At 67.1% G+C, this 13,608-nt stretch carries 14 protein-coding genes; 6 read left to right on the top strand and 8 right to left on the bottom strand.

Annotation, left to right across the window (positions count from 1 at the left end; translation table 11 throughout):
• Nucleotides 1–74: 74 nt before the first annotated feature.
• Both HLG70_RS23515 and gpmA read right to left on the bottom strand, forming a co-directional pair.
• A complete protein-coding gene (locus HLG70_RS23515) occupies nucleotides 75–1,664 on the bottom strand; it encodes a peptidoglycan DD-metalloendopeptidase family protein (RefSeq protein ID WP_171667519.1) in 1,590 nt (529 codons plus the stop codon).
• A 7-nt stretch (nucleotides 1,665–1,671) separates the two neighbouring features.
• On the bottom strand, nucleotides 1,672–2,424 hold the full coding sequence (gene gpmA, locus HLG70_RS23510) for a 2,3-diphosphoglycerate-dependent phosphoglycerate mutase (RefSeq protein ID WP_171667518.1): 753 nt from the start codon (nucleotides 2,422–2,424) through the stop codon (nucleotides 1,672–1,674).
• A gap of 185 nt (nucleotides 2,425–2,609) precedes the next feature.
• On the opposite strand from gpmA, the gene HLG70_RS23505 reads away from it, so the two are divergent.
• The 5 genes from HLG70_RS23505 to HLG70_RS23485 all read left to right on the top strand — a co-directional run bounded on the left by HLG70_RS23505 (nucleotide 2,610) and on the right by HLG70_RS23485 (nucleotide 6,066).
• The gene (locus HLG70_RS23505; protein ID WP_171667517.1) at nucleotides 2,610–3,032 is read left to right on the top strand and encodes a rhodanese-like domain-containing protein; all 423 of its coding nucleotides are present in this window, start codon (nucleotides 2,610–2,612) and stop codon (nucleotides 3,030–3,032) included.
• Between the two features lie 51 nt (nucleotides 3,033–3,083).
• A complete protein-coding gene (grxC, locus tag HLG70_RS23500) occupies nucleotides 3,084–3,341 on the top strand; it encodes a glutaredoxin 3 (RefSeq protein WP_171667516.1) in 258 nt (85 codons plus the stop codon).
• Between the two features lie 37 nt (nucleotides 3,342–3,378).
• Complete coding sequence (gene secB / locus HLG70_RS23495) at nucleotides 3,379–3,912, top strand: protein-export chaperone SecB (RefSeq protein WP_171667515.1); 534 nt, start codon at nucleotides 3,379–3,381, stop codon at nucleotides 3,910–3,912.
• Nucleotides 3,913–3,929: 17 nt separating this feature from the next.
• Nucleotides 3,930–5,009 carry an NAD(P)H-dependent glycerol-3-phosphate dehydrogenase gene (locus HLG70_RS23490; protein WP_171667514.1) on the top strand — a complete coding sequence of 360 codons (1,080 nt, stop codon included), beginning with the start codon at nucleotides 3,930–3,932 and terminating at the stop codon, nucleotides 5,007–5,009.
• A 64-nt stretch (nucleotides 5,010–5,073) separates the two neighbouring features.
• A complete protein-coding gene (locus HLG70_RS23485) occupies nucleotides 5,074–6,066 on the top strand; it encodes a Bug family tripartite tricarboxylate transporter substrate binding protein (RefSeq protein WP_171667513.1) in 993 nt (330 codons plus the stop codon).
• Between the two features lie 45 nt (nucleotides 6,067–6,111).
• Here HLG70_RS23485 and HLG70_RS23480 read toward each other — a convergent pair whose 3' ends face one another.
• On the bottom strand, nucleotides 6,112–6,582 hold the full coding sequence (locus HLG70_RS23480) for a tRNA (cytidine(34)-2'-O)-methyltransferase (RefSeq protein ID WP_171667512.1): 471 nt from the start codon (nucleotides 6,580–6,582) through the stop codon (nucleotides 6,112–6,114).
• Nucleotides 6,583–6,690: 108 nt separating this feature from the next.
• Entirely contained in the window at nucleotides 6,691–7,389 is a 699-nt protein-coding gene (locus HLG70_RS23475) for a ComF family protein (RefSeq protein ID WP_326491114.1), read from the bottom strand.
• A 90-nt stretch (nucleotides 7,390–7,479) separates the two neighbouring features.
• Here HLG70_RS23475 and HLG70_RS23470 point away from each other — a divergent pair, with 90 nt between their 5' ends.
• A complete protein-coding gene (locus HLG70_RS23470; RefSeq protein WP_171667511.1) occupies nucleotides 7,480–8,415 on the top strand; it encodes a methyltransferase domain-containing protein in 936 nt (311 codons plus the stop codon).
• A 24-nt stretch (nucleotides 8,416–8,439) separates the two neighbouring features.
• Here HLG70_RS23470 and HLG70_RS23465 read toward each other — a convergent pair whose 3' ends face one another.
• The 4 genes from HLG70_RS23465 to HLG70_RS23450 form a co-directional block, all read right to left on the bottom strand.
• Nucleotides 8,440–9,678 carry a YbdK family carboxylate-amine ligase gene (locus HLG70_RS23465; protein WP_171667510.1) on the bottom strand — a complete coding sequence of 413 codons (1,239 nt, stop codon included), beginning with the start codon at nucleotides 9,676–9,678 and terminating at the stop codon, nucleotides 8,440–8,442.
• A gap of 329 nt (nucleotides 9,679–10,007) precedes the next feature.
• On the bottom strand, nucleotides 10,008–11,477 hold the full coding sequence (locus tag HLG70_RS23460) for a TrkH family potassium uptake protein (RefSeq protein ID WP_171667509.1): 1,470 nt from the start codon (nucleotides 11,475–11,477) through the stop codon (nucleotides 10,008–10,010).
• A gap of 52 nt (nucleotides 11,478–11,529) precedes the next feature.
• Nucleotides 11,530–12,909 (bottom strand): Trk system potassium transporter TrkA, encoded by a 1,380-nt coding sequence (trkA, locus tag HLG70_RS23455; protein ID WP_171667508.1) that lies wholly within the window; start codon nucleotides 12,907–12,909, stop codon nucleotides 11,530–11,532.
• Complete coding sequence (locus tag HLG70_RS23450; protein ID WP_171667507.1) at nucleotides 12,906–13,598, bottom strand: response regulator; 693 nt, start codon at nucleotides 13,596–13,598, stop codon at nucleotides 12,906–12,908. The genes trkA and HLG70_RS23450 overlap by 4 nt, the downstream gene beginning before the upstream one ends.
• Nucleotides 13,599–13,608: the final 10 nt, after the last annotated feature.

The following is a 13,608-nucleotide window of genomic DNA, read 5'->3' as shown; positions in this document are numbered from 1 at the left end:
TTGTGTTTTCGCCGATGGGTTTGGTAATTTACCAACGGTTTTTTACCAACGACATGTTTGCCAACGACATCAATCTACTGCGCCAGCCACTGGGCCGGGTCCACAGGAGCGCCACGATGGCGAATTTCAAAGTATAGGCCGGATTCCACTTGGCCGCCGGTTGCCCCTACCGTAGCAATAGTATCGCCACCTGTCACCGAATCCCCCACCCGTTTGAGCAGACTTTGGTTGTAAGCATAGACGGTCAGGTATTGCTGCCCATGATCCACAATGATGAGGTTGCCAAAACCACGCAGCCAATCGGCGTAGACCACGGTGCCCGGGGCCACCACCTTGACGGGCGTACCCTCGGCCGCGCGCAGCACCACCCCGCGCCACACGCCGCCGTCCGGGCGATCGACGCCGAAGCGGCCCTGCACCTGGCCGCGCACCGGCATCGTCAGCCCGTGGCGCAAGCCATTGCCGCCACCGGCGGGCGCCGCGCGGGCGGTCTGCTCAGGCGGCGCGCTGCGGGTTTGAGTGGCGGGTTCGGCAGAGGGTTCCGCCTTTTTGGGCGGCTCCGCGGGTTTTACCTGAGGAGGCGCCTCGACCGGGCCGGTGACGCGGGTTTGCCGCTGTTCAGCGGGGCGTAAGCCCGCGGCGTCCGGGTCAGCCACGGCGACGGGGCCGCGCCCCTGGCGCGCGGCCGCCTCGACCTGTTCGCGCGCCTGGGCCGCTTCCTGGGCCTCGCGGGCATCGCGGTCGCGGCGGGCGCTGTCGGCGGCGACCTTGCGGTCCGCCTCGGCCTTCCTGCGGGCGTCTTCCGCCCGGCGTTCGGCCTCGGCGCGCTTTTTGGCTTCTTCGGCGGCACGGCGCGCTTCCTCGGCGCGACGGGCCTCCTCGGCTTTCTTGCGCGCCTCTTCCGCCTTGCGGGCGTCTTCGATCTGCTTGGCGATGGCCGCGTCCAGATCGGTGATGAGCCGCGACAGGCGCTGGTCGTCACGCCCCAGCTTGTTCGCCTCGGCCCGCTGGGCGGCGATCTGCCCTTCCAGCTGGGCCAGCAGCGTGGCGCGCTCTTTCTGCTGTCCGACGAGCGCGGTCTTCTGTTCCGAGGTCTCGGCGACGACTTTTTCGATCTCGGCGCGCCGGGCGTCGGCGCGGCCCTGCAAGGCGGCCAGGCGGTCGATATCCGCCCGCAGCGCCTGCACGGCGCTGGCCCGGGCTTGCGATACGTAATCCAGGTAGCCCAGGTTGCGGCCCAGCACCTGGGGATCGTCGCCCGACAGGAGCGCCGTCCACGGCGACAGGCCGCTGGTGTATTGGGTGCGCAGCTGGTCGGCCAGTTCGACGCGGCGCTTGGCCAGCACGGCCTGTTGCGCGTCGATCTGCTTTTCCAGGCTGGTCAGGTCCGCCTGCGCCTGGCGGTTGGCGTCGGCCAGTTCCTTCAGGCGCAGGTTGATCTTGGAAATGGACGATTCCGACTGCCTGAGGGCATCGGCCGCTTCCTTGCGGGCGGCCTCGCGGCCATCGATGTCCTTTTGCAGGTTCTCGATGCGATCGCGCAAGGCGGCCTGCTGCTTTTCGGCGTCGGACTGGCGTCCGGCGAGGTCGTTGGGCGCGGCGCGAGCCGACAGCGCCCCACCGGTCAACATGACCGCCAACAACAACCCTGCCGCGCGACGCATAGAGATATCAGTCCTTCTTAGCCTTGCCCTGGGCTGCGACCGCAGCCATGGCCGCCTCGATCTCGGCGGCATCGCCCAGATAATAGTGGCGGATGGGACGCAGGTCATCATCCAATTCGTAGACCAGCGGCTGGCCGGTAGGAATATTCAGGTTGACGATGTCCTCGTCCGACACATTGTCCAGGTGCTTGATCAGCGCGCGCAGGCTGTTGCCGTGGGCGGCGACCAGCACCTTGCGGCCCGAGCGGATGGCCGGAGCGATGGATTCGTTCCAGAACGGCAGAACGCGGGCCACGGTGTCCTTCAGGCACTCGGTGGCGGGCAGCTGGTCGGCGGGGATCTTGGCGTAGCGGCTGTCAAAGCGGGGGTGGCGTTCGTCGTCCAGCGACAGCGGCTCCGGGGCGATGGCGTAGGCGCGGCGCCAGACCAGCACCTGCTCGTCGCCATACTTGGCGGCGGTTTCGGCCTTGTTCAGGCCCTGCAGCGCGCCGTAATGGCGTTCGTTCAGGCGCCAGGTCACGCCCACGGGGGTGTACATGGCGTCCATGGCGTCCAGGGCGATCCACAGGGTGCGGATGGCGCGCTTGAGCACCGAGGAGTAGGCCAGATCGAAGGTATAGCCTTCTTTCTTGAGCAATTCGCCGGCCTTGAAGGCCTGTTCGCGGCCCGTTTCGGTCAGGTCGACGTCGGTCCAGCCGGTGAAACGGTTTTCCAGATTCCACTGGCTTTCGCCGTGGCGCATCAGAACGAGTTTATGCATGGTTTGGCACGCTTGCGGCGCGGGTTAAAGTTAGAGGATGGTTAAGGAATGCGCTCATTTTATAATTGCGTGATTTTGCCCTTGATTTTGCCCCGGCGCACCCGTCCACTTCCCGGACGCGGCGCATCAGGGTTCGCCTATCCCAGGCTAGTCGCCGCACTAGTCGACGCACTACAGGATGCCCCGTGGATCTTCTGCAATTCTTGCTCGATAAAAACAACATCTTCATTGTCGCCGTTACCGTGATTTCCGGCGTCATGTTGGCCATTCCCGCCCTACGCAAGGGCCGGACCGGATCCGCCGTCAGCACGACCGAAGCCATCCAGATGGTCAACCAGCGCAACGCCGTCTGGGTCGACGTGCGCCCCGTCGAGCAATTCCAGGCTGGCCACATCGCCCAGGCACGCAACGTGCCGGCCGCCGATCTGGAACAGAAGGCCAGCTCGCTGCCCAAGAACAAGCCGCTGGTCGTGGTTTGCGACAATGGCCGTGATTCGGCCCGCGCCGCGTCCAAGCTGCGCGCCCAGGGTTTTGCCGACGTCGTGCCGCTCGATGGCGGCATGCGCGCCTGGTCGGCCGCCAGCCTGCCGGTTACCCAGAAGGGTTGAACCCGGGGGCCGCGCCCCCATCTACCCATTCTTGGACCCACAGGAGCGCCTATGAATAAAGTAGTCATGTACAGCAAGGACTATTGTCCCTATTGCGCACGCGCCAAGGCTCTGCTGGAGCAGCGCGGCGTGGCTGACCTGGAGATCATCCAGATCGACCGCGAACCGGCCCAGCGCGATGTCATGATCGAACGCACCGGTCGGCGCACCGTGCCTCAAATCTTCATCGGCGATACCCATGTCGGCGGTTGCGACGACCTGATGGCCCTGGACCGCTCGGGTGGCCTTGCCCCCCTGCTGAACGGCTAATCGCCCCTTTTTGCCCCTCCCTCCAACGGAAACACTCATGGCTGATCAAGACCAAAACACCCAGCAAGAAGGCGGCAACGACGCGCCCTCGTTCAATCTGCAACGCGTCTACCTGAAAGACCTTTCGCTGGAAATGCCGAACGCGCCCCACGTCTTCCTGGAGCAAGAAGCGCCCCAGGTTGAAGTGAGCATCACCGTGGGCGGCCAGCGTCTGGCCGAAACCGTGTTCGAAACCACGGTCACCGTCACCGTCACCACGCGCATCAACGAAAAGGTGGTGTACCTGGTCGAAGGCACGCAAGCCGGCATTTTCGAAGCCTCGAACATCCCCGAGGAACAGCTCGATCCGCTGCTGGGCATTGTCTGCCCGACGATGCTGTACCCGTACCTGCGCGCCAACATCGCCGATGCGATCACCCGCACCTCGATGCCGCCGCTGCACCTGACCGAAGTGAACTTCCAGGCCCTGTACGAACAACGCCTGGCTGAACTGCAACAGCAGCAAAGCGGCGCCAACGGCAGCGGCAGCGACTCGGGCATCATCCTGCCGCCCGGCGCCACCCGCCAGTAAGCACGCCGCGGCGCCCCATGAACAAACCCGCTCAGCCGCGCTTGCGCGTCGCCGTCCTGGGTGCGGGCAGCTGGGGCACCGCGCTGGCGGCGGCCGCCAGCCGCCGCCACCCCACCCAGCTCTGGGCGCGCGACGCCGCGCAGGCCGCCTCCATGGCCGCCACGCACGAGAACGCGCGCTATCTGCCGGGCATCTCCCTGCCCGAGTCACTGAATTTCTCCTCCGATCTCGACACCACGCTGCGCAGCCTGCAGGAAGACGGCGCTCGCCGCCTGATCGTGCTGGGCGTGCCCGTGGCCGGCCTGACCGCCATTTGCGACGAACTGTCGCGCCGGCTGCCCGGGCTGGGATTGCAGGACACCCCCATCGTCTGGACGTGCAAGGGCTTTGAAGCCGACACGGCCAGGCTGCCCCATGAAATCATGCGCGAGGCCCTGCCTGGCGCCACCGGCGGCGCCCTGTCGGGCCCCTCGTTCGCACGCGAAGTCGCCCAGGGCCTGCCCGTGGCGCTGACGGTGGCCGGCGCCAGCGCCACCCTGCGGGAAACCACCACGGCCGCCTTCCACGGAGCGGCGCTGCGCGTCTACGCCAGCACCGATCTGGTCGGCGTGGAAGTGGGCGGCGCCCTGAAGAACGTGATCGCCGTCGCCTGCGGCATCTGCGACGGACTCGCGCTGGGCACCAATGCCCGCGCCGCGCTGATCACGCGCGGACTGGCCGAGATGACCCGCTTTGGCGTGGCGCTGGGCGCGCAGCCCGAGACCTTCGCCGGCCTGACCGGCCTGGGCGACCTGGTGCTGACCGCCACCGGCGAGCTGTCACGCAACCGCCGCGTGGGCCTGGAAATCGGCGCCGGCCGCAAGCTGGCCGACATCCTGGCCAGCGGCATCACGGCCGAAGGCGTGCGCTGCGCCCGGGCCGCGCTGGAACGCGCCCGTGCCATCAATGTCGAACTGCCGATCACCGAGGCCGTGTGCGCCGTGCTGTTCGAAGGCGTGGCGCCCATGACCGCGGTATCCGCCCTGCTGGCGCGCGACGCCCGCGATGAACGCCCCGATTCGGACGATCCGGCTGGCGGCCCGTCCGGCCCCGCCTAGGCGGGCCGTCTCGCACCATCCCCGACAACAAGACACTACACACTACCCCGAGGAGACATCCTTCATGACGCAAACCCGCAAATTCCGGGTCGGCCCGCTGCTGCGCGGCCTGTGCCTGAGCCTGGCCGCAGTCCTGCCGGCCGCCGCCCACGCGGATTGGCCCGATCGCCCGATCCACATGGTTGTGCCCTTCCCGCCGGGCTCGTCTCCCGACATCCTCGCGCGCACCATCTCCGAGCCGCTGTCCCAGGCCCTGGGCCAGCCCATCGTGATCGACAACAAGCCGGGCGCCGGTGGCAACATCGGGACGCGGATGGTGTCGCAGGCCAAGCCTGACGGTTATACGCTGCTCTATACGATCAACGGCCCGCTGGTCACCGCCCCCACGCTATATAAGAAGACGCTGGGCTACGACCCGCTGACCGACCTGGATCCGGTCTCCCTGGTGGGCACCAGCCCCAATGTGCTGGTGGTGCCGGGCAGCCTGCCTGCCAACAACCTCCAGGACTTCGTCAAGCTGGTCAAGAGCCGCGGCAACGCGCTGAACTACGGCTCGGTCGGCCCCGGCAGCTCGGCCCACCTGGCCATGGAGATGTTCAAGGAAAGCGCCGGCATCGACCTGGCTCACATTCCCTACTCGGGATTTCCGCAAGTCATCACCGCCATCATCGGCGGCGACGTCCAGGCCGGATTCATGGTGCCCGCCATCGCCGTGCCCCAGGCACGCGACGGCAAGGTGAAATTGCTGGCCGTAACCAGCCTGCAACCCAGCGACGCCCTGCCCGGCGTGCCCACCATGGCCTCGCAGGGCTATCCCGACTTCGAGGCCATTTCGTGGAACGCAGTGCTGGTCCCGGCCGGCACGCCCACGCCCGTCGTCGAACGGCTCAACAGCGAACTGGCCCGCATCATCGGCAGCGAGGCGGTCCGCAAGCAGCTGGCGCTGCAGTACTTCACGCCCGCGCCGTCCACGCCGGAAGCCCTGACCGCCCGCATCAAGAATGAAAAGGCGCGTTGGGACCAGGTGATTGAGAAGCTGAAGCTGTCGCTGGATTGAGCCATCCGTCAGGCACCCTCGGTGTCTGACGCCCCGCCCGGGCGGCTATGCGCCGCCTTCGTAGCCTTGCTGACGCCAGGCTTCGAATACCGTGACCGCCACGGCATTCGACAGATTCAGGCTGCGCTGGCCGGCCCGCATGGGCAGCCGCAGCCGCTGCTGGGGCGGGAACATCGCCTGATGCTCTTCGGACAGGCCGGCCGTCTCGCGGCCGAACACGAATACGTCGCCCGGCTTGAAGCTGATGTCGGCCACGCTGCGCTGGGCCTGGGTGGTCAGCGCATAAATGCTGGAGGGGGCCGCGCCGGTATCCGCCAGGGCCTCTTCCAGCGTGTCGTGCACGCGCACCGGTTGCCACTCGTGATAGTCCAGCCCCGCCCGGCGCATGCGGGCGTCATCCAGTTCAAACCCCAAGGGTCGCACCAGGTGCAGTTGCGCCCCGGTATTGGCGCACAGCCGAATGGCGTTGCCGGTATTGGGAGGGATTTCCGGGCAGACGAGAATGACGTGGAACATGGCGGATGGAAAGGTGGAATGGCTTGCGCCCCGGGAAGGGCCGCGCACCCGTGATTGTCGCCGATTTGCCCTGCCCTGCCCGCGCGGACCGGGCCGCGCCCTGGTGGTTCATGGCCTGCGCGCGGCCACCAGCGCCATGACGCTGGCCGCGCCCGCGTCCAGCAACGCGGTGGCCGCGGCATTCACCGTGCTGCCCGTGGTCATGACGTCGTCCACCACCGCCACGTGCCTTCCACGGACATCCCCCGCGCACAGGAACAGGCCGGCCGCGCCCCGCTGCCGGGCGCGTCGGCCCAGGGTGGCCTGCCTGGGGGTCTCGCGCAGGCGCGCCAGCACGTGGCGCGGCACGGGCAAGGCCAGCTCCGCCGCCAGGCTGCGCGCAATCTCGGCCGCCGGGTTCATGCCGCGCTGGCGCAGGGACGCCCGGCTGGCGGGAATGGGGACCAGCACGACGCCGGCCGGCAAGGGCGCGCTGGCGCGGACCGCCGCCGCCATGAGCCGCGCCAGCACCGGCGCCATGCTGAGCCGCAGTTGCGCCTTGAGCATCAGGATCAGGGTGTCCGCGGGCGGCTCATAGTCGAACGCCGCCAGCGCGCGCGAAAAGGCCCGGGGTTTGCCCATGCAGGCGGCGCAATGCGGCGCACCGGCGGACAGCCGCAAGGCGCAGCCTGGGCATCGGGGCGACGCAGCCATGATGTCGGCCTGGCAGCCCTGGCACAGGCACGCGCCCGCCACGCGGCCGCCGCACAGCGGGCAATCGCAGCCGACCCGCGACAGCAGACGCCGCCCCATGTCGAGTAGGGGCAATCGGACCCCGGTGCCGGGATGCGCAATAATGTGTGCCATCCCTAATGAAATCATGTTCCGCCCCGAGGCAACCTCGCGGGCGCGACCGAAATGTCCCTGCCAGAATCCGCAACGCTCCCTTCCCTGCCCATCGTCAGCGCCGACGTGCCGCGGCAGTTCGCCCGCCGCGGCGACCTGTCCGACGCCCAGTTCCTTTATGGCGAGGTGGCCCGCCGCATGCTGGGGCGCCTGCAATACATCCGCGTGCAGCCCCTGGCGATGCTGGACGCGGGCTGCGGCGCCGGCGACAACCTGCCGCTGCTGCGCGAACGCTATCCCGATGCCGCCTATACGGGCCTGGACAATTGCGAACCGCTGCTGGAACAGGCCCGCAAGCGCCATGCGCCCGCCGGCCTGTCGGCCTGGATCGGCAAGCTGGCCCGCCGCGGCCCGGCCGCCCCGGCCTTCGTGAACGCCGATCTGGCACAAACGGGCCTCGCGCCCGAATCGCTGGAACTGGTCTGGTCGAACCTGGCCATGCATTGGCATCGCGCGCCGCACGCGGTGCTGGCCGAATGGCGCCGCATCCTGAAAGTGGGCGGGCTGGCGATGTTCTCCTGTCTGGGACCCGCCACGCTGCGCGAACTGCGCCAGGCGCTGACCGATGCGGGCCTGCGCACGGCCACGCCATCCTTCGTGGACATGCACGACTTTGGCGATCTGCTGGTGGAGAACGGCTTCGCCGACCCGGTCATGGACCAGGAAATCCTGACCCTGACCTACCGCAGCCCGGAAAAACTGCTGGAAGATGTGCGCGCGCTGGGCGGCAACCCCGCCGAGGGCCGCCGCGGCGGACTGGTGGGCCGCGACTGGCGCGCGCGCCTGTGCGCCGCGCTGGAAGCGCAGCGCCGGCCGGACGGCCTGATTGCCTTGAGCATCGAAGTGGCCTATGGCCACGCCTGGCGCGCCGCCGCGCATCGCACGGTGGCCGGGGAGACCAGGCTGTCCGTCAGCGCGATCGGCGGCAGGCACCGCGGGAACTCCTGAGCAGGAGCCCCGCGCCCTGCTGGCCTAGTGCAGGCGTTCCGGCACGCTGACCCCGGGCTCGGACGCCGACAGGGCCTGCATGGGTTCGGAGGTCGCGCGGATCCGGCGGCGCAGCACGGCCGTGGGTTCCGCGGGAGCCGCGGCGGGCGCTGCTTCGCCGCGCCAGGCATTCGACATGGCTTCCACCACCAGCGGCAGATCGCGCAGGCGATGGTACTGGCTGCGCAGCCAGCGCGAATCATTGCCGCTACGCATGGCCTCGTCGCGCAGGGTGGCGATCATGTCGCCCGTCCCCAGTTCTTCAGCCACCGGCATCAGGCGCTGGAACAAGGCGCGCAGATGGTCGATCAGGCGCAGGCGCTGCCCGTCAGGCGTCACGTAGCTGCCCTGCAGGCCGAAACGGCAAGCCTGGAAATGATTGCTGCGATAGGACAGCCAGGCGTTGTCGCTGGGATCTTCCTCGCGCATCAGCAGCACGGCCAGGGCCTGCGCGAACGCGGCGATCTGGCAGGCGCGCTCCACGGTCAACGGCGTATCGCAGACGCGGATTTCGACGGTGCCGAATTCCGGCTTGGGACGGATATCCCAGTACAGGTCCTTGATGCTCTCGGCCAGGCCATAGGCCCGCAGTTGGGACAGATGCGCCTCGAACTGGTACCAGTCCTTGACCTCGGGCGGCATGTGGCCGGCCAGCGGGAAACTGTTGACCGCGTTCAGGCGCGAGCACGAAAACAGGGTATCCACGCCCTCGCAATAAGGCGAGGACGCCGACAGCGCGATGAAATGCGGTACGTAGGGCGACAGGCGGCGCAGCAGCTTGATCGAGTCGTCGCCGCTCTTCACACCCAGGTGGATGTGCTGGCCGAACACGGTGAATTGACGCGCCAGGTAACCATACATTTCGGCCAGATATTGGAAACGCGGGGTGTCCGAGATGGAGCGCTCCTGCCAGCGCATGAAGGGATGGGCGCCTCCGCCCGCGACCGACACGCCGACTGCATCGGCCGCCTCGACCAGCGCATCGCGCATTTCGCGCATCTCGGCCAGCAGGCCCATGGGGTGCTCGTGCACCGAGGAGTTCAGTTCGATCATGGACCGCGTGATTTCGGGTTTGACGCGATCGGCTATGGGGTGGTTGGCCATCTGGGCCAACAGTTCGTCAGAGGCTGCGGTAAGGTCAAAACTGCGCGGGTCGATCAGTTGCAGCTCGAGTTCGATGCCCAGGGTGTTGGGGGCCGACGAAATGAACGGGATCTGTTCCATCTCGGACTCCTTTGAATGTTTGGATGAGGGTACGCGCCGTTCGACCTTGAAGCCCGGTGACTTCCCGGGGGGCACTAGACGGCGACTTGTGAACGCATGATAGCCGCAGCTTTGTGGCAAAACGAATGAAAATCGTGACATTTATGTGCAACATCGCGAAGCATCCGGTTTTGCCCTCTAAGAGAAAGTGAGCAAGCGCTTACAACATAGATATGGCGCGGGCTGCCGGCCCGCGGCATCCGCCAAGCCAGTCTGGAAGGGGTTTCCGGGACAGGGCGGGATAACCCTTATCAGGGTTATCCCTTAGTAAAAACCGGGCGCGGCGGCCCCTACTTGCGCCAGAAAATCGGCGTGAACAGCACCAGCACGGTCAGTAGCTCCAGCCGGCCGATCAGCATCGCAAACGTGCAGACCCAGATCTGGAAATCGGACAACACGGCGAAGTTGCCCATGGGGCCGACGGGTCCCAGTCCCGGACCCGTGTTGTTGACGCTGGCGAAAACGGCGGAGAAGGCCGTGATCGGGTCCAGGCCCGACAGCAGCAGCAGGCTGGTGAACACCGCGATGGACAGGCCATAGAACAGCATGAAGGCCAGCACGGACGACATCGTGCGGGTCTCCACCGCGCGGCCGTTGATCCGGACCGGGCTGACCGCATGCGGGTGCAACATTGTCACAAGCTCGTTGCGGGCCTGCTTGACCAGCAGGATGGCGCGGATCATCTTGATCCCGCCCCCCGTCGATCCCGCCGACGTGGCGAATCCCGACAGCAGCAGCATCGTCAGCGGCGCGAACAGGGGCCACTGCGCGAAGTCCGTGTTGGCGTAGCCGGTGGTGGTGGCCATCGAGATGGTGTTGAACATGCCGTAGCGCAGCGCCTCAAGGGGCTCGGCATAGACCCCCTTCAGGTACAGGAACACCGAAATGACCAGCCCGACCCCCAGCACCACCACCAGATAGGGGATGGCCTCCGGGCAGCGTACATAGGCGCGCGGGCTGCGCTGGCGGAACGCGTTGAAATGCGTGGCGAAGTTGATGCCGGCGATCAGCATGAACACCATGGCCACCATCTCCACCGCCACCGAATCGAAATGCGCGAAACCGTCGTCCCAGGTGGAAAACCCGCCCAGGCCCATGGTGGTGGCCATGTGGCACCAGGCCTCGAACCAGGACAGCCCGGCCGCCCGGTAGGCCAGGAAGCAAAGGATGGAGAACACGAAATACACCGCATACAGGGCCTTGGCCGTGCTGGCGATGCGGGGCGTCAGCCGTTCGTCCTTCATTGGCCCGGGGGTTTCGGCCCGCACCACCTGATGTCCGCCTACCCCCAGCAGGGGCAGAATCGCCACGGCCAGCACCAGGATCCCCATGCCGCCGATCCAGATCAGCGTCGCCCGCCACAGGTTGATCGACGCGGGCAAGGCGTCCAGATTGGTCAGCACCGTGGCGCCGGTGGTCGTCAGCCCCGACATGGCCTCGAAGTACGCGCCGGTGAACGACAGCGGCAGCCCGGCGCCATGGAAATAGAGCAGCAACGGGATCGCCGCCAGCAAAGGCAGGCCGGCCCACACCGCCGACACCAGCACGAAGCCATCGCGCGCGCGCAGTTCGCTGCGGTTGCGGCGGGTAAGCGCGGCCAGGCCGCCGCCTATACCCACCGAGATCAGAAAGCCGTCCCGGAAGGCGCCGCGCGCCGCGTCGCCGCCCACATAGGCGACAAGCAGCGGAATCAGCATGGTGAGGGCGAACATCACCATGGTGAGGCCCAGGATATAGAGGGTGGCGAGGATGCGCTTCATGGGGCTTATCCAGCCGCGTTGGCCCCGCGAGGAGGTACGGGACGGCCGCGCATCAGAAGAAGGACGCCGAAACTTGGAACAGCTTTTCCACGCGCGGCATCTGCTGGCGCGAGGGCACGAAGACGATGACGTGGTCATCGGTCTCGATCTCGGTATCGGCGTCCGGCAGGATGATCTCGTCGCCGCGCACCAGCGCGCCGATGCTGGCGCCCTTGGGCAGGCTGATCTGCCCCACCTTGCGGCCCACCACCTTGGAGGTGGAGCGGTCGCCGTGGGCGATGGCTTCCAGCGCCTCGGCCACGCCCTGGCGCAACCGGTGGACGGCGACCACGTCGCCGCGGCGCACATGGCGCAGCAGCTCGCTCATGGTGGCCTGCGACGGCGACACGGCGATATCGATATGGCTGCCCTGCATCAGTTCGCCATAGGCCTGGCGGTTGATCAGCGCGATCACCTTGCGCGCGCCCAGGCGCTTGGCCAGCAGCGAGGACATGATGTTGTCTTCGTCGTCGCTGGTCAGGGCCAGCCACGTGTCCATGTCCTCGATGTTCTCGCGCTCCAGCAGGGCCTCGTCGGTGCCGCTGCCATGCAGGACCAGCACGCTGTCGGGCAGCTGGGTCGCCAGGTATTCGCAGCGTTTGAGGTCGTGCTCGACGATGCGGACGCTGTATTTTTCCTCGGCAAGCTGGCGCGCCAGGCGCAGGCCGATATTGCCGCCGCCCGCGATCATCACGCGGCGCACGGCCCGTTCGGCCTCGCGAAGCTGCCGCACGGCGCGGCGCGCGTCGCGCGAATCCACCACCAGGACCACCTCGTCGCCCGGCGCGATGACGGTGCCGCTGCCGGCCCGCAAAGGCCGGCCGCCGCGCAGCACGTCGATCACGCGCGCCTTCACGTCGGGCCAGACGTCGCGCAGCTTGTCGACGGGGGAATGCGCCATCGGGCTGCCATGGCCCACCCGCACGGTCACGACGCAGACCCGCCCCTCGGCGAACTCCACCACCTGCAAGGCTTCGGGGAATTCGATCAGGCTGTGCAGGTAGGTGGTGACGCTGCGCTCGGGGCTGATCAGCGCGTCGATGCAGAAGCCGTCTTCGCTCATGAGTTCCGGGTGCTCCGGGAACTCGGCGGAACGGATGCGGGCGATGCGGCGGGGAATGTTGAACAGCTGGCGCGCAATCTTGCAGGCGACCATGTTGGCGGCGTCGGAGGCCGCACAGGCGATGAAGAGGTCGGTGTCGGCGGCGCCGGCGTTCTCAAGCACCGACACCTGCGAGCCGTCGCCCAGGACGACACGCAGGTCGAAGTGTTCTTGCAGATACTGAAGCTGGGCCGGATCGGAATCGATGACCGTGATGTCGTTTTGCTCGGACACCAGGTTCTCCGCCACGCTGGTGCCTACGCGACCAGCGCCCATGATCAGGATCTTCATGTGCTGCGCTTGCGCGCCGACTCGATGCCCAATTGCTTGAGCTTGCGGTAGAGGTGAGTGCGTTCCAGCCCGGTCCGTTCGGACACGCGCGTCATGCTGTGGCTTTCCCTGACCAGGTGATATTCGAAGTAGATGCGCTCGAACTCATCGCGCGCTTCCCGCAGCGGCTGGTCCAGCGAGATGCTGCCCAGTTGGCCATTGGAGGTGACCGGGACCTCGTTGGCGGGCGTCGCGGCCAGGGTTGGAGGATCCAGCTCGTCTTCCAGGGCCACCACCGGGCTGATCGCGGCCGGATTCGCCGCGGCAGGCGCCGGATGCGGCGCGCGGCCGCGCGCCAGCCCCGCGGCAACGGTCTTGAGCAGACGTTGCAGCGTGATGGGTTTTTCCAGGAAATCCATGGCGCCGATGCGCGTGGCCTCGACCGCCGTATCGATGGTGGCGTGACCGCTCATCATGATCACCGGCATGTCGAGCAGGCCTTGCGAGCCCCACTCCTTCAGCAGGCTTACGCCATCGGTGTCGGGCATCCATATGTCCAGCAACACCAGATCAGGACGCATGCGAAGGCGTGCCGCGCGCGCTTGCGCCGCGTTTTCGGCCAGTTCGACCGTGTGTCCTTCGTCGTAAAGGATCTCCGACAAAAGCTCGCGTATACCGACTTCGTCGTCAACCACCAGAATTCTGGCCATAAAGCATCCA

The sequence above is a fragment of the Achromobacter deleyi genome, assembly GCF_013116765.2.
GTDB classification, from domain to species: Bacteria; Pseudomonadota; Gammaproteobacteria; order Burkholderiales; family Burkholderiaceae_B; genus Achromobacter; species Achromobacter deleyi_A.
The sequence above is the reverse complement of the archived record's forward strand: the minus strand, read 5'-3'. Positions and strand labels throughout refer to the sequence as shown.

Coding starts and splice junctions, on each gene's coding strand:
- HLG70_RS23515 (WP_171667519.1), bottom strand. CDS start 1,664: ATGCGTCGCGCGGCAGGGTTGTTGTTGGCGGTCATGTTGACCGGTGGG.
- gpmA (WP_171667518.1), bottom strand. CDS start 2,424: ATGCATAAACTCGTTCTGATGCGCCACGGCGAAAGCCAGTGGAATCTG.
- grxC (WP_171667516.1), top strand. CDS start 3,084: ATGAATAAAGTAGTCATGTACAGCAAGGACTATTGTCCCTATTGCGCA.
- secB (WP_171667515.1), top strand. CDS start 3,379: ATGGCTGATCAAGACCAAAACACCCAGCAAGAAGGCGGCAACGACGCG.
- HLG70_RS23490 (WP_171667514.1), top strand. CDS start 3,930: ATGAACAAACCCGCTCAGCCGCGCTTGCGCGTCGCCGTCCTGGGTGCG.
- HLG70_RS23485 (WP_171667513.1), top strand. CDS start 5,074: ATGACGCAAACCCGCAAATTCCGGGTCGGCCCGCTGCTGCGCGGCCTG.
- HLG70_RS23480 (WP_171667512.1), bottom strand. CDS start 6,582: ATGTTCCACGTCATTCTCGTCTGCCCGGAAATCCCTCCCAATACCGGC.
- HLG70_RS23470 (WP_171667511.1), top strand. CDS start 7,480: ATGTCCCTGCCAGAATCCGCAACGCTCCCTTCCCTGCCCATCGTCAGC.
- HLG70_RS23465 (WP_171667510.1), bottom strand. CDS start 9,678: ATGGAACAGATCCCGTTCATTTCGTCGGCCCCCAACACCCTGGGCATC.
- HLG70_RS23460 (WP_171667509.1), bottom strand. CDS start 11,477: ATGAAGCGCATCCTCGCCACCCTCTATATCCTGGGCCTCACCATGGTG.
- trkA (WP_171667508.1), bottom strand. CDS start 12,909: ATGAAGATCCTGATCATGGGCGCTGGTCGCGTAGGCACCAGCGTGGCG.
- HLG70_RS23450 (WP_171667507.1), bottom strand. CDS start 13,598: ATGGCCAGAATTCTGGTGGTTGACGACGAAGTCGGTATACGCGAGCTT.